This window comes from Nocardioides sp. Soil805, assembly GCF_001429625.1.
Lineage (GTDB): Bacteria > Actinomycetota > Actinomycetes > Propionibacteriales > Nocardioidaceae > Nocardioides.
Genome location: NZ_LMSU01000006.1, coordinates 161749 through 179301 on the forward strand (window position 1 = coordinate 161749; position 17553 = coordinate 179301).

General features: G+C 71.9%; 16 protein-coding genes, 1 tRNA gene and 1 pseudogene. 9 read left to right on the forward strand and 9 right to left on the reverse strand.

What is annotated here, in order from left to right:
* Positions 1-127 precede the first annotated feature (127 nt).
* Positions 128-508, forward strand: a complete 381-nt coding sequence (locus tag ASG94_RS20340; RefSeq protein WP_156411732.1) for a hypothetical protein — start codon at positions 128-130, stop codon at positions 506-508.
* Between the two features lie 25 nt (positions 509-533).
* Here the strand turns inward: ASG94_RS20340 and ASG94_RS20345 are convergent, their stop codons facing one another.
* From ASG94_RS20345 to sodN, 3 genes are all read right to left on the reverse strand, one after another.
* Positions 534-1367, reverse strand: a complete 834-nt coding sequence (locus ASG94_RS20345; protein ID WP_082624399.1) for an RNA polymerase sigma factor SigF — start codon at positions 1365-1367, stop codon at positions 534-536.
* Between the two features lies 1 nt (position 1368).
* Positions 1369-1800: a hypothetical protein gene (locus ASG94_RS20350; RefSeq protein WP_056928318.1), complete on the reverse strand. Its 432-nt coding sequence runs from the start codon at positions 1798-1800 to the stop codon at positions 1369-1371.
* 188 nt (positions 1801-1988) lie between these two features.
* Entirely contained in the window at positions 1989-2390 is a 402-nt protein-coding gene (sodN, locus tag ASG94_RS20355; protein WP_056928319.1) for a superoxide dismutase, Ni, read from the reverse strand.
* A 50-nt stretch (positions 2391-2440) separates the two neighbouring features.
* Between sodN and ASG94_RS20360 the strand changes: the two genes are divergently transcribed.
* From ASG94_RS20360 to ASG94_RS20375, 4 genes are read left to right on the forward strand one after another with little or no spacing between them, the layout of a single operon-like run.
* Positions 2441-2833 (forward strand): S24/S26 family peptidase, encoded by a 393-nt coding sequence (locus ASG94_RS20360; RefSeq protein WP_235537349.1) that lies wholly within the window; start codon positions 2441-2443, stop codon positions 2831-2833.
* Positions 2834-2852: 19 nt separating this feature from the next.
* Entirely contained in the window at positions 2853-4028 is a 1176-nt protein-coding gene (locus ASG94_RS20365; RefSeq protein WP_082624401.1) for an NAD(P)-dependent malic enzyme, read from the forward strand.
* Between the two features lie 41 nt (positions 4029-4069).
* Complete coding sequence (locus ASG94_RS20370; RefSeq protein WP_056928321.1) at positions 4070-5038, forward strand: zinc-binding dehydrogenase; 969 nt, start codon at positions 4070-4072, stop codon at positions 5036-5038.
* A 10-nt stretch (positions 5039-5048) separates the two neighbouring features.
* Positions 5049-5744 carry an SDR family oxidoreductase gene (locus ASG94_RS20375; protein ID WP_056928322.1) on the forward strand — a complete coding sequence of 232 codons (696 nt, stop codon included), beginning with the start codon at positions 5049-5051 and terminating at the stop codon, positions 5742-5744.
* A gap of 2 nt (positions 5745-5746) precedes the next feature.
* Here ASG94_RS20375 and ASG94_RS20380 read toward each other — a convergent pair whose 3' ends face one another.
* Both ASG94_RS20380 and ASG94_RS20385 read right to left on the reverse strand, forming a co-directional pair.
* Entirely contained in the window at positions 5747-6265 is a 519-nt protein-coding gene (locus ASG94_RS20380; protein ID WP_056928323.1) for a nitroreductase family deazaflavin-dependent oxidoreductase, read from the reverse strand.
* Position 6266: 1 nt separating this feature from the next.
* Positions 6267-6890 (reverse strand): TetR family transcriptional regulator, encoded by a 624-nt coding sequence (locus ASG94_RS20385; RefSeq protein WP_056928324.1) that lies wholly within the window; start codon positions 6888-6890, stop codon positions 6267-6269.
* A gap of 74 nt (positions 6891-6964) precedes the next feature.
* Between ASG94_RS20385 and ASG94_RS20390 the strand changes: the two genes are divergently transcribed.
* Together ASG94_RS20390 and ASG94_RS20395 are read left to right on the forward strand one after the other, a co-directional pair.
* Entirely contained in the window at positions 6965-8107 is a 1143-nt protein-coding gene (locus ASG94_RS20390; protein WP_056928325.1) for an AI-2E family transporter, read from the forward strand.
* A 65-nt stretch (positions 8108-8172) separates the two neighbouring features.
* Positions 8173-9510 (forward strand): annotated as a pseudogene (locus tag ASG94_RS20395) (phage holin family protein); the annotation flags it as partial.
* Positions 9511-10138: 628 nt separating this feature from the next.
* Here ASG94_RS20395 and ASG94_RS22485 read toward each other — a convergent pair.
* Together ASG94_RS22485 and ASG94_RS20400 are read right to left on the reverse strand one after the other, a co-directional pair.
* Positions 10139-10315: a DUF6104 family protein gene (locus ASG94_RS22485; RefSeq protein ID WP_235537350.1), complete on the reverse strand. Its 177-nt coding sequence runs from the start codon at positions 10313-10315 to the stop codon at positions 10139-10141.
* A gap of 9 nt (positions 10316-10324) precedes the next feature.
* A complete protein-coding gene (locus tag ASG94_RS20400) occupies positions 10325-14158 on the reverse strand; it encodes a multifunctional oxoglutarate decarboxylase/oxoglutarate dehydrogenase thiamine pyrophosphate-binding subunit/dihydrolipoyllysine-residue succinyltransferase subunit (protein WP_056928327.1) in 3834 nt (1277 codons plus the stop codon).
* A gap of 146 nt (positions 14159-14304) precedes the next feature.
* Here ASG94_RS20400 and ASG94_RS20405 point away from each other — a divergent pair, with 146 nt between their 5' ends.
* Both ASG94_RS20405 and ASG94_RS20410 read left to right on the forward strand, forming a co-directional pair.
* Entirely contained in the window at positions 14305-14910 is a 606-nt protein-coding gene (locus ASG94_RS20405; RefSeq protein WP_056928328.1) for a hypothetical protein, read from the forward strand.
* On the forward strand, positions 14907-15812 hold the full coding sequence (locus ASG94_RS20410; protein WP_056928329.1) for an LCP family protein: 906 nt from the start codon (positions 14907-14909) through the stop codon (positions 15810-15812). The genes ASG94_RS20405 and ASG94_RS20410 overlap by 4 nt, the downstream gene beginning before the upstream one ends.
* Positions 15813-15847: 35 nt before the next feature.
* Here ASG94_RS20410 and ASG94_RS20415 read toward each other — a convergent pair whose 3' ends face one another.
* Together ASG94_RS20415 and ASG94_RS20420 are read right to left on the reverse strand one after the other, a co-directional pair.
* Complete coding sequence (locus ASG94_RS20415) at positions 15848-17233, reverse strand: choice-of-anchor P family protein (protein WP_056928330.1); 1386 nt, start codon at positions 17231-17233, stop codon at positions 15848-15850.
* A gap of 214 nt (positions 17234-17447) precedes the next feature.
* Positions 17448-17520: transfer RNA gene (locus ASG94_RS20420), tRNA-Arg, on the reverse strand.
* Between the last annotated feature and the right edge of the window lie 33 nt (positions 17521-17553).

Here is a 17553-nt window from a genome sequence, read left to right on the forward strand (position 1 = left end):
TTGTGGGCACCAGAAAGTGAACTCCCCCAAAGAGCGCACCCCAAGACTCGCAAGAGACGGGGCGCAGCACAACCCCCCTGCGAGGTCACTTCCGTCACAGCCGGGGGCTGCGACCTAGGGTGTGGGCGTGACACAGCGACCCCCCAGCCCCGCCCCGCTCGTGACCGCGGCGTCGCTCGCAGCCCTGGAGGGGGTCGTCATCCTGGCCCTCGCGGTCCTCGAGGTGGCCTCGCTCACGGGCGGCCGGTTGACCATGGGCCTGACCACCACGCTGTTCTTCGCGGCGTACGGCGGTTTCCTGCTGGTATGCGCGTGGGCCATCACCCACGGCGGCGCCTGGGCGCGCGGGCCGATCCTGCTGGCCCAGCTGATCCAGCTGGGCCTGGCCTGGAACCTGCGGGGCGGCGCCACGACCGTGCTGTCGCTGGGGATCGGGATCGTGGCCCTGGTCGTGATCGCCGGGATCATCCACCCGCGCAGCATCGAGGCGCTCGAGTCCCAGCGCTGAGCCGCGGCGCAGGGCGGCTCCGGGGCTACTCCGCCTCGAGCGAGGTGCGCAGCTGCGCCAGGGTCTTGGTGAGGAGTCGCGACACGTGCATCTGCGAGACCCCGATCTCCTCGGCGATCTGCGACTGGGTCATGTTCTTGAAGAACCGCAGCAGCAGGATCCGCTTCTCCCGGGCACCCAGGCCCTCGAGGAGCGGCTTGATCGACTCGCGGATCTCGACGTGCTCGAGCCCCTCGTCGTCGACCCCGAGCGTGTCGAGCATGCTCGGCGGGCCGTCGTCGGAGCTGTCGGAGGCGTCCAGGGACAGGGTCGAGTAGGCGTTGCTCGACTCCATCCCCTCGATGATCTCCTCGACGGTGCAGCCGATGGCCTCGGCGAGCTCGCGCGGGGTGGGGGAGCGGCCCAGCTTCTGGGTCAGCTCGGCGGTCGCCGTACCGATCTGCATGCGCAGCTCCTGCAGGCGGCGCGGGACCCGGATGGCCCACCCCTTGTCGCGGAAGTAGCGCTTGATCTCGCCGATGATCGTCGGGGTCGCGTACGTCGAGAACTCGACGCCCCGGTCGGTCTCGAAGCGGTCGATGGCCTTGATGAGGCCGATGGTGCCCACCTGGACGAGGTCCTCGTGCGGCTCCCCGCGGTTGCGGAAGCGCCGGGCGCAGTGCTCGACCAGCGGCAGGTGCAGGTGCACGAGCGCATCGCGCGCGCTGCCCCGGGACGCGGTCGAGCCGTCCTCGTCACGCATCTGACCGAACAGCTGCGCGCTGCGCTGGCGAGTCACCTCGATGCGCGTCGGCACCGTCTCCGTCGGCTCCGTGGTGTCCCCCTCCACCGAGCCGTCCCCCGTGATGTCGTGGCTCATCTCAGAGCTCGGCGCCCGCCGTGTCGTCCGCCCCCACGGCACCCACCTGGCTCGACATGCGGAAGCGCACCACGAAGTGACCGCGGGCCGAGGTCACCGTGGCCTCGGAGGCCAGGGTGTCGAGCACCTGCCAGGCGAAGCTGTCGTAGTCCGGTGCCGGGTCGTCGCTCGCCTGCGTCTCGACCTCGATGGCGAGCGTGCCGGCGCCGAGGTGGAAGCGGCAGGTGAGGTCGGCGCCCGGGTCGGCCTCGGGGAGCACCAGCGCGAGGGCCTCGCCGACCGCGATGCGCAGCTCCTCGATGTCGTCCATCGTGAAGTCCAGGCGCGCGGCCAGGCCGGCCGTCGTCGTCCGGAGCACCGAGGCGTAGGCGCCGTCGGCGGGCAGCCGGAGCTCGACGTCCGCCCGCGCGTCGGGGTTGTCGTGACTGGACATGTCCGTGGGGGTCCCGTCCTGGGTCGAGGGCTGGGGGGTGCGCACACACTAACGGGGCCGGTCGCCACGGGTGTGGCGGCCGGCCCCGTCGTGGGGCAAGAAGGCCTGAACGGAGTTCAGGCCGTAAGGCGCACGTCCTGGCCTCGCAAGCTCGGCTCGTCCTCCAGACCAGAAGGCCTGAACGAAGTTCAGGCCTTCTTGGTCTCCCAGAAGATCTCGGCGATCTCGTCGATCTTGGCGAGCAGCTCGTCGGCCTTGCCGGCGTCGAGCTCACCCTTGGTGCCGGAGGCACCGGCCAGCTTGGTGGCCTCGTTGACCAGCGTGTGCAGCTGCGGGTACTTCTCGAAGTGCGGGGGCTTGAAGTAGTCGGTCCACAGGACCCACAGGTGGTGCTTGACCAGCTCCGAGCGCTGCTCCTTGATGAGGATCGCGCGGGTGCGGAAGTCGGGGTCGTCGTTGTCGGCGACCTTGGCGATGATCGCCTTGATCGACTCGGCCTCGATGCGGGCCTGGGCGGGGTCGTAGACGCCGCACGGAAGGTCGCAGTGCGCCGAGACCTCGACGGTACGGGCAAACAGCTGGGGGAGCATCGCAGTCCTCTCAGTGGGTGTGTCGTCGAACGCTTGCGACACTACTCCGCGTGAGGACTCCACGAGACCGGGGTCCCGCCCGTGCGGGTGGGGTCCGCGAGCGCGCGCCGAGGGGCGTGCTCGGGCTGGCCGTCGTACGCGGCCGGTCCATGGAGCCGACCCTGGAGGAGGGCGACCGGCTCCTCGTCCGGTACGACGCCGTCCCCGCCGCGGGCGGGCTCGTGCTGGCGCGCTTCGCCGACGGCACCCTGGCGGTCAAGCGGGCCGTCGAGCGGCGGGCGCTGCGCACCGGGGAGCCGGGCTGGTGGCTGCTCTCCGACAACCCCGGCGAGGGCGTCGACTCCCGCCACCGCGGACCCGTGGGCGAGGGCGACGTACGGGCCGTGGTGCTGGCCCGCGTGTGGCCCTCACCACGCTTGGGACGGCACCTGACGCGTCCCTGAGCTGTGGAAGTATCGCCGCATGGAACCGCAGCACCCGCACGCCGGCGACCCCGTCTTCGACCTCCACGTGGGCGGCAAGATGGAGACCGTGTCGACGGTCGCCCTCACCGGCCCTGACGAGCTCTCGCTGGCCTACACGCCGGGCGTGGCCCGGGTGTGCGAGGCGATCGCGGCCGACCCGCCGATGACCCAGCACTACACGTGGGTGCCCAACGTCGTCGCCGTGGTCTCCGACGGCACGGCCGTGCTCGGCCTTGGCGACATCGGGCCTGCCGCCGCGATGCCGGTGATGGAGGGCAAGGCAGTCCTCTTCAAGCAGTTCGGCGGCGTCGACGCCGTCCCCATCTGCCTCGACACCACCGACGTCGAGGAGATCATCGAGACCGTCGCCCGGCTCGCGCCGAGCTTCGGCGGGATCAACCTCGAGGACATCTCCGCGCCGCGGTGCTTCGAGATCGAGGACCGCCTCAAGGCGATGCTCGACATCCCCGTCTTCCACGACGACCAGCACGGCACCGCCGTGGTGGTCCTCGCGGCCCTCAAGAACGCCCTCCGACTCACCGGTCGCACCGCCGAGGGCACCCGCGTGGTGATCTCCGGCGCCGGCGCCGCCGGGGTCGCCGTGGCCCGCATCCTGCTCGAGGCCGGCGTCGAGGACCTCGCCGTGATCGACCGCCAGGGCGTGCTCAACTCGCAGCGGTCCGACCTGACACCGGTCAAGGCGGCGCTGGCCCGCGACACCGCCGACAAGTTCGGACGCAGCGGCAGCCTGGCCGACGCGATGGCCGGCGCCGACGTCTACATCGGCGTCTCCGGCGGCTCCGTGCCCGAGGAGATCGTGGCGTCCATGGCGCCCGACGCGATCATCTTCGGCCTGGCCAACCCGACGCCCGAGGTGCACCCCGACCTCGCCCACAAGTACGCCCGGGTCGTGGCCACCGGCCGCTCGGACTTCCCCAACCAGATCAACAACGTGCTGGCCTTCCCGGGGATCTTCCGCGGCGCCTTCGACGTGCACGCCACCGCCATCACCGAGGGCATGAAGCTCGCGGCGGCCAACGCGCTGGCCGACCTGGTCGGCGACGACCTGGCCGCGGACCTCGTCATCCCCTCGCCCTTCGACCCGCGCGTCCCCGGCGCGGTCCGCGAGGCCGTCGCCACCGCGGCGCGCCGTGACGGGGTCGCCCGCCGCTGACGGCCCGGCACTGCCGTCCCGCGCCCCGCTAGGGTCGGGGCATGTTCGCCGTGTACGCCGATTCCTTCAGCCCCGACGACCCGCTCAGCGGCCTGGTGGTCGGGGAGCGCCCCGATCCCACCCCCGCCGACGGGTGGATCACCGTGACGGTCAAGGCCGCCAGCCTCAACCACCACGACCTGTGGTCGCTGCGTGGCGTGGGCCTCAAGCAGGACGCGCTGCCGATGATCCTGGGCTGCGACGCCGCCGGTCTCGACGAGGACGGCAACGAGGTCGTCGTGCACGCCGTGATCAGCGATCCCGCCTGGTCGGGCGACGAGACCCTGGACCCACGCCGCTCCCTGCTCTCGGAGCGGCACCAGGGCACCTTCGCGGACCAGGTGGTGGTGCCCCGCGGCAACCTGGTGCCCAAGCCCGCCTCGATGAGCTTCGCCGAGGCGGCCTGCCTCCCGACGGCCTGGCTCACGGCGTACCGGATGCTCTACACCCAGGGCGGACTCAAGCCCGGGGACACCGTGCTGGTGCAGGGCGCCGGCGGCGGCGTGGCCACCGCACTCATCACCCTGGCCCGCGCCGGCGGCCTGACCGTGCTGGCCACCAGCCGCGACGAGGCCAAGCGGGCGCGGGCCCTGGAGATCGGCGCCCACGAGGTCTTCGAGTCCGGCGCCCGGCTGCCGGTGAAGGTCGACGCCGTGATGGAGACCGTCGGCCGCGCCACGTGGTCCCACTCGATCCGCTCGCTGCGCCCGGGCGGCAAGCTCGTCGTCAGCGGCACCACCAGCGGTCCGCAGCTCGACGACGCGGAGCTGACCCGCATCTTCTTCCTCCAGCTCCAGGTCATCGGCTCCACGATGGGCACCCGCGCCGAGCTGGCCTCGCTGGTCAACCTCCTCGACGCGACCGGCACCCGCCCCCTCGTCGACCGCACCCTGCCGATGGCCGACGCCCGCGAGGGCTTCGCCGCCATGGCCGACGGCGACGTGTTCGGCAAGATCGTCTTCACCCGGTGAGGCGCTCCTCTTGAGGCACCTGATCACGGGCGCCGGCTCGGGCATCGGGCTCGTCCTGGCCCGCCGTCTCGCCGATCGTGGCGACGACCTGGTGCTGTTGGCGCGCTCCGAGGAGCGCGCGGAGCAGATGCGCGCGGACCTGCCGCACGCGGCGTACGTCGTCGCGGACCTCGCCGACCCCGGCACCATCAACGGCCTCGGCCGCCAGGTGGACGGTCCCGTCGACTCGCTCGTCCACGTGGCCGGCGTCGTCGACCTCGCGCCCGTCTCCGGCCTGCGCCTCGCGCAGTGGGAGGAGCAGCTGGCGGTCAACCTGACGGCCCCGGCGGTCCTGACCCGCGAGCTGCTGCCGCACCTGCGCCGGGCGCGCGGCACCGTCGTCTTCGTCAACTCCTCCGCCGGACTGTCGGCCAGCGCCGAGTGGTCGGCGTACGCCGCCTCGAAGTTCGGCCTGCGCGCCCTCGCCGACGCCCTGCGGGCCGAGGAGGTCGAGCACGGCGTGCGTGTCTCGACGGTGTTCCCCAGCCGCACCGCGACCCCGATGCAGCAGAAGGTCCACGAGCAGGAGGGGCGCACGTACGACGCGTCGCGCTGGATCTCGCCCGAGACGGTCGTCGACACCCTGCTGCACGTGCTCGACCTGCCGCGCGACGCGACGATCCCCGAGGTCTCGGTGCGCCCGGTGGTGCCCCGTCCCGGGACCTGAGGTCAGCCGGCCCGCTCGACGACGAAGATCCGCACCCGGCGGCCGTTGATGCGCTGCTGGTACTTCTCGTAGCCCCCGTACATCCCGCGCGAGCGCGCCGTCACGGCGTCGCGCTCGGCGTCGGTGGCGGGACGGGCGACGACCGGCAGAGTGTGCCCGCGGTAGGTGACGGTGGCCTGCGGGTCGGCCTCGAGGTTGAGCACCCACGCGGGAGTGGACGGCTGGCCGAAGTTGGTGCCGAGCAGGGCCAGGTCCTCGCCGACCGGGATCGAGATGAGGTGGCTCGTGCGCGGTGTCCCCGACTTCCGTCCCGTCGTCGTGAGGTCGAGGACGGGCAGCCCGGCCAGGAGCTGCGGAGCGCTCTGCCGCCCCCGGGTCACCCGACCGACCGCCGTGTCCAGGTGGCGCAGCGTCCGGGAGAAGAGCCACGCCCCGGGTCGGCTCGAGCCGAAGGCCCGCACGCCGCGCTGGACGGGGTTGGCCCTGCGGTGGCGGTAGTCGAGGTCCGCGGCGAGTCCCACCTCAGCGCCCGGAACGCCAGTTGACCGCGCCCACGAGGAGCATCCGCAGCTGTGTGCGGGTGTCGGCGAGGATCCGGTCCTCGGCGGACGGGTCGTCGACGAGGCGCTCTGCGGTGGTGACCACGAAGGACACGATGAGGTCCGCGAGCAGGTGCAGGTGGTCGTGGGAGAACGTGTCGGTCCCCGGCAGCCGGGCTACGTCGGCCGCCAGCTCCCGGGTGATCAGCTCGATCTCGCGCCGGATGGCCTCGCGGACCTGGGCCGGCCCGGCCATCCGCTCCCGGGCGATGAACGAGTAGTGCGCCGGGTGGTCGCGCACGTGCTCGACCAGCACCACCATCGACTCGTCGATGAGGTCGACGAACTCGGGCGCGCGGGTGCGGACGTCGCGCAGCAGCTCGCGCAACGACACGAAGCTCTCGTCGACCAGCGCCAGGCCGAGGGACTCGACGGAGTCGAAGTGGCGGTAGAACGCGGTCGGCACGATCCCGACCTCCTTGGCGACCTGGCGCAGGGAGATCGCGACGAGGCTGGTGTCGTCGGTGAGCCCGAGGGCCGCGTCGAGGATCGCCCGACGGGTGCGCTCCTTGCGCTCGCTGCGCGTCGCGACGCCCTGGGCCTCCATACGGCCGATCGTAGACCGCGATCTCATCACCGGCGGATGAGTGCCCGGCGGTCCGGAGACGGGAGGCTGCCAGCATGCCTGGATCGAGGGCTCGCCCACCGTCGCGCACGACGGCCACGACCGTGGCGACCCTTCCGGCCGCGCTGCCCCGGGGCCTGCTCATCATGCTCGGGCTGGCGGCCGTCACCGTGACGATCGGCGGCATCCGGGCCGTCTCGGACATCGCCGCGCCGGCGTTCCTCGCCCTGGTGCTCTCGATCGCCGTCCACCCGGTGCGCGGCTGGCTGGTGCGCCACCGTGCCCCCGGCTGGCTGGCCACGGTCACCACGATCCTGACGGCCTGGGGGATCCTCGTCGTGCTGGCCGGCTCGCTGGTGCTCGCGGGCGCGCACTTCGCGGCCCTGCTGACGCAGTACCAGGACGACGCCACGGCCCTGCTCCACGACGCGGAGTCCTGGCTCGGCAACCTCGGTGTCGACGGCACGCAGGCCTCCAGCATGACCTCGAGCCTGGACCTCGCCCGGCTCGGGGACCTGGTCGGGTCGATCCTCGCCAGCCTGTTCGGGGCGATCAGCAACCTGCTGTTCATCGGCACCCTGCTCCTGTTCATCGTGGCCGACGCCTCGTGGTTCCCGCTCCGCCTCGACGGCGTGCGCGACATCCGCACGGCGGTGGTGGAGGCACTGGAGTCCTTCGCCCACGGGACCCGCTCCTACCTCGTCGTGTCCACCGTCTTCGGGCTCATCGTCGCGTCGATCGACACGCTCCTGCTGTGGGCGCTCGACGTGCCCGAGCCGTTGGTGTGGGGGCTGCTCGCGTTCATCACCAACTACGTCCCCAACATCGGCTTCGTCATCGGGCTGGTCCCGCCGGCGATCCTCGCGCTGCTCGACGGCGGCGTGACGCTCTTCCTCGTGGTGATCGTGTCCTACAGCCTGATCAACGTCGTGATCCAGACGATCATCCAGCCCAAGGTCGTGGGTGATGCGGTCGGACTCTCGACGAGCATCACGTTCATGTCCCTGGTGTTCTGGGCGTGGGTGCTCGGACCGCTCGGCGCGCTGCTGGCGATCCCGCTGAGCCTGCTGCTCAAGGCGCTGCTCATCGACGTGGACCACGACACCGTGTGGGTGCGTCCGCTGATCTCGGGGCTGACGTCCGACGCCGCGACCGCGCCCGCCGACGCGACCCCGACACCGGCCGCGGGACCGACGTGAGCCCGGCGGCGGACCCGCCGCGCGAGCCCGGCCGCCGCCGGCTGCGGCCCTCGGACCTCGGTCGGATGCTGCTGAGCTGGGCCACCGGGTCGCTCGCGCTGGTCGTCGCGTCCTGGCTGCTGCCCGGGCTCCAGGCGTCCTCCGTCCTGGACCTGGTCGCGGTCGCCGCGGTGGTGTCGGTCTTCGGCCTCCTGGTGCGTCCGGTGCTCGCCTCGGTGGCCTCCGCGATCGGCTGGCTTGCGGTGGCCGTGGTCGCCGTCGTCGGACAGGCGATCGTGATGCAGCTCGTCCTCGTCTTCGTCCCCAGCGTGGAGGCCGAGTCCTTCTGGACCCTGGTCGCGGCGACCTGGATCGCCTCGCTGGTCTCGACGATCCTGACCTGGCTGGTCAGTGCGGGCACCGACGAGAGCTTCACGACCGCGCTGCTGCGCTACGGCAGGCGTGGCGTCACCGTGGCCGACCCGGAGGTCGACGGGATCGTGTTCGTCCAGCTCGACGGGCTGCCCTACCCGGTGGCGCGATGGGCCCTGCAGTCCGGGACCATGCCGACGCTGAGGCGGTGGCTGGACGACGGCTCGCACGAGCTGAGGGAGTGGACCGTCCAGACGCCCTGCACGACGCCGGCCAGCCAGCAGGGCATCCTGATGGGCACCATCGAGGGGGTGCCGGCGTTCCGCTGGTACGACCGCGAGCTCGGCCGGGTCCTGGTCGCCAACCGGCCTGCCGACGCCGCGGTGATCGAGGCCCGCGCCAGCACGGGCAGGGGGCTGCTGGCCGATCGCGGGGTGTCGGTCTCCAACCTGTTCTCCGGGGACGCGGAGCGCAGCATGATGACGATGAGCCAGGTCGGGCTGACGCGCGGATCGCGCGACACCCGCCGCACCGTGGCGCGCTTCGTGCTGCGGCCGGACGGCTTCACGCGCAGCTTCTTCCGGACGCTGGCGGAGGTGGCCCGCGAACGCTTCGAGGCCCGACAGCAGCGGCGTCGCAAGGTCGTTCCCCGGGTGGTGCGGCCGTGGACGTTCGCGTTGCTGCGTGCCGTGACCAACGGCGTCCTGCGGGACCTCAACACGGCCGTCGTGGCCCAGGAGATGCTGCGGGGCACGCCGAGCGTCTACGTCGACTTCGTCGACTACGACGAGGTGGCCCACCACGCCGGCTGCAACCGGTTGGAGTCCCTGGGGGTGCTCGAGGCCCTCGACGAGGTGCTCCGGCAGCTCGAGACCGTGGCTCGGGCGGCACCCCGTCGCTACCACCTCGTGGTCCTCTCCGACCACGGTCAGTCCCAGGGGCCGCCCTTCGCCGAGGACGGGCGGAGCCTGGCGGAGCTGTGCGCCGCCCTCACCAGCGCGGACGTCGCCGCGCTGGACGCGAGCGTGGAGAGCTGGGGCCCGGTCGAGGCCCTGCTCGACGACCTCGCCGGGAACCGGACGCCCGGGGCGGGCTCCGCCGCCCGGGCGACCGCGGAGCGGACCGCGACGCTGGCCGGGGTGTCGGCCGGGGACGACCTGGTGGTGCTCGGGTCGGGGAACCTCGGCCTGGTCTACGCCCGCGAGCCGGAGCGCCTGCTGCTCGAGGACATCGAGGAGCGGTGGCCGGCGCTCGTGCCCGGCCTGGTCGCCGACCCGGGCGTCGGGTTCGTCTCCGTGCTCAGCCGCGACCACGGTCCGGTGGTGATCGGTCGCGACGGCTTCCGCCGGCTCGAGGACGGCACGGGGGAGGGCGACGACCCCCTGGCCCCGTTCGGGACCCACGCCGCCGCGGGGATGCTGCGCTGCACGAGCATGCCCTCCGCACCGGACCTGTACGTCAACAGCACCCTCGACACCTCGACCCTGGAGGTGAAGGCGTTCGAGGGCCTCGTGGGCTCGCACGGGGGCCTCGGGGGATGGCAGGACTCCGCCGTGCTCGTCGTACCCACCGCACTGGAGACGCCCGACGACCACGTCCACGGCGCCGACGCGCTGCACCGCGTGCTCGTGGGCTTCCTCGAGCAGGCGGGGCAGCGGCAGGCGCCGTGGGAGGAGGGGCTCAGTCCTCGGGGTCGTCGAGCCGAGCCAGCCACGTCGCCAGCCGCTCCACCGGGGTCTCGAACTCCGGGTGCTGGTCCACGAAGGCCTGCAGCTGGTCGGCGACCCACGCCAGGGTGACCTCCTCGTCACCCCGGCGTCGCTCGAGCTCCTCGATGCCGCGATCGGTGAAGTACACGACCCAGCCTCAGTAGTCGCGACCCGGGGCCGCGCTCGGCGCCTCGAAGGCCGCGTCGAGCAGCGACTTCTGCTCCTCGGCGTGGCGCTTGATGGTGCCCACCGACGGCGAGGCCGAGGCCGGCCGGGTGATGGGCTCCACCGTCTCGTCGAGCGTGGGCCACACGGTGAGCTGGTAGTGCGGCCACGGGCCCATGTTGAGCGGCTCGTCCTGCACCCAGCGCACGACCTTGAGGTTCGGGTACTTGGCGATCTCGGCCCGGATCTCGTCGACCGGGTTGGGGTAGAGCCGCTCGATCCGGCCGATGGCGACGGTGTCGCCGTGCTCGCGCTTGCCGCGCTCGACCATCAGGTCCCAGGTGACGCGACCCGAGCAGAGCAGCAGCGTCTCCACCTTGTCGGCGTCGACCGTCTCGTCGCCGATGAACGGGCGGAACGTCGTCTCGCCGGTGAAGTCGCCGGGCTGCGAGGCCGCCTCCTTGCGCTTGAGCATCGACTTGGGCGTGAAGACCACCAGCGGGCGGTGCTCCTCGCCGAGCGAGTGGCGGCGCAGCAGGTGGAAGTACGACGCGGGCGTCGACGGCTGCGCCACGACCATCGCGTCCTCGGCGGCCATCGTCAGGAACCGCTCGATGCGTGCCGAGCTGTGGTCGGGACCCTGCCCCTCGTAGCCGTGGGGGAGGAGGAGCACCACGCCGGACTGCTGGCGCCACTTGGTCTCGCCCGCGGAGATGAACTCGTCGATGACCGTCTGCGCGCCGTTGACGAAGTCGCCGAACTGCGCCTCCCACAGCACCAGGGCCTCGGGGCGGGCCACGGAGTAGCCGTACTCGAAGCCGAGGGCGGCGTACTCGGAGAGCAGCGAGTCGTAGACGTGGAACTTCGCCTGGTCCTCGGTGAGGTTGGTCAGCGGGGTCCACTCGTCGGCGTTGACCCGGTCGATGATGGTCGCGAACCGCGAGACGAACGTGCCGCGTCGCGAGTCCTGCCCGGCGAGGCGCACCGGGCGCCCGTCCATGAGCAACGAGCCGAACGCGAGGATCTCGCCGGTGCCCCAGTCGATCGGGCCGTCCGCGATCGCGGCGGCACGGCGCTGCAGCTGCGGCATGACCTTGGGGTGGACGGTGAAGCCCTCCGGCGGGGTCGTGTACGCGTCGGCGATCCGCTTGAGCACCTCGGAGGTGACCGCGGTGCTGAAGTCGCCGGCGGGCTTGTCCGGGTAGTCCGGGACGGTGGTCCACTCGGAGGGCTGGCTGCTCGCCTCGCGCACCTCGGTGAAGACCCGCTCCAGCTGCTGCTGGTAGTCCTTGAGGACCTGCTCGGCCTCCTCGACGGTGATGTCGCCGCGACCGATGAGGGACTCGGTGTAGAGCTTGCGCACCGAGCGCTTCTGCTCGATCAGGTCGTACATCAGCGGCTGCGTGTACGACGGGTCGTCGCCCTCGTTGTGCCCGCGGCGGCGGTAGCAGACGAGGTCGATGACGACGTCCTTGTTGAACGCCTGGCGGTACTCGAACGCGAGCCGGGCGACGCGGATGCACGCCTCCGGGTCGTCGCCGTTGACGTGGAAGATCGGCGCCTGGACCATCCGCGCCACGTCGGTGCAGTAGAGCGAGGAGCGCGACGAGCCGGGGGAGGTGGTGAAGCCGACCTGGTTGTTGACGACCACGTGGATGGTGCCGCCGGTGCGGTAGCCGCGCAGCTGGGAGAGGTTGAGCGTCTCGGCCACCACGCCCTGGCCGGCGAACGCGGCGTCGCCGTGCACGAGCAGCGGGAGGACGGGGTACTGGGCGCCCTTGTTGAGGACGTCCTGCTTGGCGCGCGCGATGCCCTCGAGCACCGGGTCGACCGCCTCGAGGTGCGAGGGGTTGGCGGCGACGGAGACCTTGATCTGGTCCCCGGAGCCGGCGACGAACTCGCCCTCGGCGCCGAGGTGGTACTTCACGTCGCCGGAGCCCTGGACGGTGCGCGGGTCGATGTTGCCCTCGAACTCGCGGAAGATCTGGCTGTACTTCTTGCCGACGATGTTGGCGAGCACGTTGAGGCGGCCGCGGTGGGCCATGCCGATCGCGACCTCGTCGAGGCCGACCTCGGCGGCCGCCTCGCAGATCTCGTCGATCAGCGGGATCGTGGTCTCGCCGCCCTCGAGGGAGAAGCGCTTCTGGCCCACGAACTTGGTCTGCAGGAAGGTCTCGAAGGCCTCGGCCTGGTTGAGCTTGAGCAGGATCCGCAGCTGCTCCTCGCGGGGCGGCTTGGTGTGCGGCTGCTCCACGCGCTGCTGGATCCACTTGCGCTGCTCGGGATCCATGATGTGCATGTACTCGATGCCGGTGGTGCGGCAGTAGGAGTCGCGCAGGATGCCGAGGATGTTGCGCAGCTTCATGAAGCGGCGACCCTCGCCACCGAACGAGCCGGTCGCGAACTCGCGGTCGAGGTCCCACAGGGTCAGCCCGTGCGACTCGACCTCGAGGTCGGGGTGGCTGCGCTGGCGGTACTCGAGCGGGTCGGTGTCGGCCATCATGTGCCCGCGCACGCGGTAGGCGTGGATGAGCTCGAGGATGCGCGCCTGCTTGACGATGTCGTCGTCGTGGCTGGCGACGATGTCCTTGGCCCAGCGGATGGGCTCGTAGGGGATCCGCAGGGAGCGGAAGACCTCGTCGTAGAAGCCGTCCTCGCCCAGCAGCAGCTGGTGGACGCGGCGCAGGAACTCACCCGACTGCGCGCCCTGGATGACGCGGTGGTCGTAGGTGGAGGTGATCGTCATGACCTTGCTGACGCCGTTGCGGTTGAGGGCCTCGTCCGAGGCGCCCTGCCACTCGGCGGGGTACTCCATCGCGCCGACGCCGACGATGACGGCCTGGCCGGGCATCAGGCGCGGCACCGAGTGGTTGGTGCCGAGGCCACCGACGTTGGTGAGGCTCATCGTGGTGCCGGAGTAGTCGTCCATCGTGAGCTTGTTGTCACGGGCGCGACGGATGACCTCCTCGTACGCCGTCCAGAAGCCGGCGAAGTCCATCGTCTCGCAGCCCTTGATGGAGGGCACGACGAGCTGGCGGGTGCCGTCCTTCTTCTGCTGGTCCACCGCGAGGCCGAGGTTGATGTGGGCCGGCGCCACCATGGTGGGCTTGCCGTCCTTCTCGGCGTAGTGGTTGTTCATCTCCGGCATCGAGGTGAGCGCCTTGACGAGCGCGTAGCCGATGAGGTGCGTGAACGAGACCTTGCCGCCGCGAGCGCGGGCGAGGTGGTTGTTGATGACGGTGCGGTTGTCCCACAGCAGCTTGACGGGCAGCGTGCGGATCGACGTGGCCGTGGGGACGCCCAGCGAGAGGTCCATGTTCTTGGCGGTCGCCGCCGGGATGCCGCGCAGCGTCGTGTACGTCGGCTCGTCGGTCGCCGCGGCGGGTGCGGCCGGCGTCGCGTCCTTGGCCACCGGCTTGGTGGTGCCCTTCGCGGGCTCTGCGGCCTCGCTCGCCGGACGCGGCTTGGCGGTCGGCCTGGCGGCGGAGGTGGCGGCAGGAGCCGCGGCCTTCGTGTCGGCGGGGGCGGCCGGCTGCTGCTGCTTCGCGGCCGGCGCGGGGGCCTTGGCCGGACCCTGCGAGGACCGGGGGGCGGCCGGGGCCTGGGCGGGGGCCGGAGCCTTGGCCGCGGCGGCGGGGCGGGAGTCCGTCCCGTTGCTGGCGCCGTTGCGGCTGCTGCCGCCGAAGTAGGCCGCCCACTGCGGCCCCACACTGCCGGGGTCCTTGTCGTACTGCTCACGCATCTCTTCCACGAGCCATTCATTGGCTCCGAGATCCGCGGACGGTGCGGGGGTTGATCCGGACTGGTCGGCCTGTGACTGCGCCACGAGTTGCTTCGCCTCTTCCACTTTGGGCACGTGATCGGGAATTCCTTCACTCGAAGGCTAGTCGTACACGCCCGCAAATGCAGGGGCGCGACCGCCCCTTGGTGCAAGGTGTCACGAGCGCCACACGAAACACCCCTGGAGACCCCTTGAGCACCCCCTTCCGGAGCCCCGTCTGCGCTGCCGTCCTGGCCCTGGTCCTGGTGACCGGCGGCTGCAGCGACGACGGCGCGACCGACCGCCCCACGTCCGGCACCACCGAGACGGCCACCACGACGTCCGTCAGCGGACCCGCACCCCTGACCACCCGGGCCGAGGTCGCCACCGTGGTCGGCCGGCTGCCCGGCACCCGCCGCAAGGCCGTGCGCCAGGAGGTGACGGCGGTCCTCGACCGGTGGTGGGACACCGCGTACGTCGGCGGCGCCTATCCGCGCGACGACTTCGGCAGCTTCCCGGGCTTCACCCCGGGGGCGACCCGCCGCGCGACGTACGACCGGGACCTGATGTCCAACGCCGACATCGGGGAGCGGGTCGTGTCGGTGACCCCCCTGATGCGCAAGGCCCGCCTGGACCTGCTCGCGGTCAACCAGCGGGCGCGGTCGGTGACCGCGCGCTTCGACCTGCGCATGCGCGTCGACCTCGCGGAGGAGGGGGCGCCGAGCCGGCTCCAGGTGCGCGGGCGCGTGTTCCTCACCCGCCAGCCCGCGGGCTGGCGGGTCTTCGGCTACGACGTCACGAAGGGCTGGCTCTCATGACGCGCTTCTCCCGCACCCTGCGGGTGCTCGCCCTGGCCCTGGTCCTCGCCACCTGCGCGTTCGTCGTCCCGGACTCGTCCGTGGAGTCGACCGACGTAGAGCTGGTGCGCGTCAAGCGCGCCGGCGGTGTCTCGGTCGGCCCCGACGTGGTGTGGATCCTCGCCGTGGGCTCCGACGCCCGACCGGGCCAGGACATGCTGCACTCACGCGGCGACGCGCTGCAGCTGGTGGGCATCAACACCCGCACCGACGCGGCGACGGCGATCGGCGTGCCCCGCGACTCGTGGGTCTCCATCCCCGGGCACGGGATGAACAAGATCAACGCCGCCCTCTACTACGGCGGCCCGCAGGGCATCGCCGGCGCGATGCGCAACCTGGTGGGGATCACCCCCGACTACGTGATGGTGACCCGGTTCCCGTTCTTCGAGGACATGGTCGACGACATCGGCGGGATCACCGTCGCCAACCCGCGCCGCTTCTCCGACCCCTACCTGAAGAAGGAGGGGTTCCGCCCGGGGCGCATCCACCTCGGCGGGTACGACGCGATGGCCTTCTCCCGGATCCGCAAGGAGCTGCCGGGAGGCGACTTCGACCGCTCCGCCAACCAGCAGCGCACCCTGCGGGGCATCCACGCCCGGATCCGCTCGCAGGCCGACCGGCCCGGCTTCATCGAGCGCGGCGTGATGACCGTGATGAAGCACCTCGCCACCGACCTGGGGCCCGCGGAGATCTACGAGCTGGCCCAGGCCGTGGCCCAGGTGGAGCCCGGCCGCATCACCACGTGCGTCATCCGGGGCCGGATCGGCACGGTGGGCGACCAGAGCGTCGTCTTCCCCGACCTCGCCCAGGCCCGCCGGCTGGGCGGCGCCGCCCGGAGCGACGCCACCCTGCGCGGCTGCTGACCCGCTGACCTGCCTGCCGGGCCTGCGGCCGCGGGTCAGCGCGGGTAGATGTGCCCGTCGGCCAGCGCGAGGTCCATGACCACGGCCTGCTGGAAGAGCGTCACGCGCAGGGCGATGACGCGGGCGCCGTACCGGCTGCGCTTGACCAGCTCGCGCTGCACCAGACCCGCGCCGTTCGGCAGCTCGGTGGTGCGACCCGGAGCGGGTACGGCGACGGGCTGGCCGTTCATGGTGATGGACGTGATGGTCGTGGCGACGCGGGCCCGCACCGGCTTGCGCTCCTTGCCCCGCATCCGCACCGAGCTCTCGACGCCGTTGACGACCAGGCCGACCGCCGGGACCGAGACGGTCTCGATGCGGGTGCCGGTGAGCCCCTTGGCGAAGTCACGCTTGGCGTTCTGGCTGCCGCGGTGGGTGTAGGTGACGTCGCGCAGGTCGGCCAGCAGCCCGAACGCCACCGAGGCGGAGGGGACGCGGAAGGTCTGCGTGCGGCCGAGGGTGCCCTCGCACGGCAGCGACTTGTGCTGCACCCCACCGAGGTGCAGGTTGCCCTGCAGTGCCTGGAAGTCCAGCGCCGTGCCGCCGGCCCGGAACACCCCGGCCGGGGCGGGCGCCCCGATGCGCGCGTTGGCCGACCCGATCTCCACGAGCTGGCGGCGACCGCCCGCGTCGACGACGACCTCGAGGGCCATCGCCTCCGAGGTGGCGCGCTTGCCCGAGGCCTTGCCGCGCACCTTGCCGAGGGCGATCGAGCCCAGGCCGGGGATCTGGATCGGCGCGGTGGCCGAGCGGAGCACCTCGAAGACCTGGTTGGCTGCCTCGTCGGTGCCCTCGAAGACGGTGGCCGTGACCTGGTCCAGCGGCGCCAGCAGCTGCTCCAGCGGGGTGCCCTGGAGCGGCGTGCCCTGCAAGAGCTCGAGGCGGATGCGGGCGAAGTCGAAGGACTCGGCGTGGCCGAAGCCCTGCGGGGTGTGGAAGGCGTCGGCGGTGGTCGTGAGCCCCTCGATCACCAGGCTCGGGGTCGCCACCCCGTTGACCGTCCCGCCGATGCGGATGTCGCCGATGGTGTTGGTGCCGCGCACGCCGTTGCGCTCACCCTCGCGGTAGGTGTCGGTGCGGCTGGTGCTGGCGGCGACGTGGATGAGCGGGTTGTCGGGGACGCTGACCGCTGAGGTGCGCTCCACCGACTGCCCGACGGCGCGGGTGCAGCGCAGCTGGGCGTGGGCGTCCTTGACGTCGAAGGCCTCGACGTTGTCGGTCACCAGCTTCACGCCGTACACGTCGGCACGGAAGCCGAAGTCGGTGAGGCTGGGTGCCCGGCGGGGCTCCACGGCCGTGGCGCCGGGGGCGACCACGAGCGATGCCGCGAGTGCGGTGGCCGAGGCGAGGGAGAGGGCCAGGCCCGAGATCAGCTTGCTCACGAGGTGCTCCAGTGGGTGTCGGCGCCCGGTGTCGGCGCGGGGTGTCGACCACGACCGGGCTCGCGCCTACCCGTGGGTAACGCAGTGTTACACCAAAATCGGGGAGCCGAAACCTGTGTCCCGAGATGGCGCGGAGCAGAACAGGGTGGCGGGAACGACAGTGGGGAACATCGGGCGGCCTGGAGCCGTCGGATGTTCCCCACTGTGTCGCGCGCGCCTCCGGCAGGATTCGAACCTGCGGCACCTGGTACCGGAAACCAGTGCTCTATCCCCTGAGCTACGGAGGCAAGGCGTTGCAGACCCTACAACCCCGTCCGACG

Excerpts from the sequence above, each read along its gene's own strand:
- ASG94_RS20350 (WP_056928318.1), bottom strand. The coding sequence starts at position 1,800 with ATGTCCAGTCACGACAACCCCGACGCGCGGGCGGACGTCGAGCTCCGG.
- ASG94_RS20345 (WP_082624399.1), bottom strand. The coding sequence starts at position 1,367 with ATGAGCCACGACATCACGGGGGACGGCTCGGTGGAGGGGGACACCACG.
- sodN (WP_056928319.1), bottom strand. The coding sequence starts at position 2,390 with ATGCTCCCCCAGCTGTTTGCCCGTACCGTCGAGGTCTCGGCGCACTGC.
- ASG94_RS20385 (WP_056928324.1), bottom strand. The coding sequence starts at position 6,890 with ATGGAGGCCCAGGGCGTCGCGACGCGCAGCGAGCGCAAGGAGCGCACC.
- ASG94_RS20365 (WP_082624401.1), top strand. The coding sequence starts at position 2,853 with ATGGAACCGCAGCACCCGCACGCCGGCGACCCCGTCTTCGACCTCCAC.
- ASG94_RS20390 (WP_056928325.1), top strand. The coding sequence starts at position 6,965 with ATGCCTGGATCGAGGGCTCGCCCACCGTCGCGCACGACGGCCACGACC.
- ASG94_RS20370 (WP_056928321.1), top strand. The coding sequence starts at position 4,070 with ATGTTCGCCGTGTACGCCGATTCCTTCAGCCCCGACGACCCGCTCAGC.
- ASG94_RS20410 (WP_056928329.1), top strand. The coding sequence starts at position 14,907 with ATGACGCGCTTCTCCCGCACCCTGCGGGTGCTCGCCCTGGCCCTGGTC.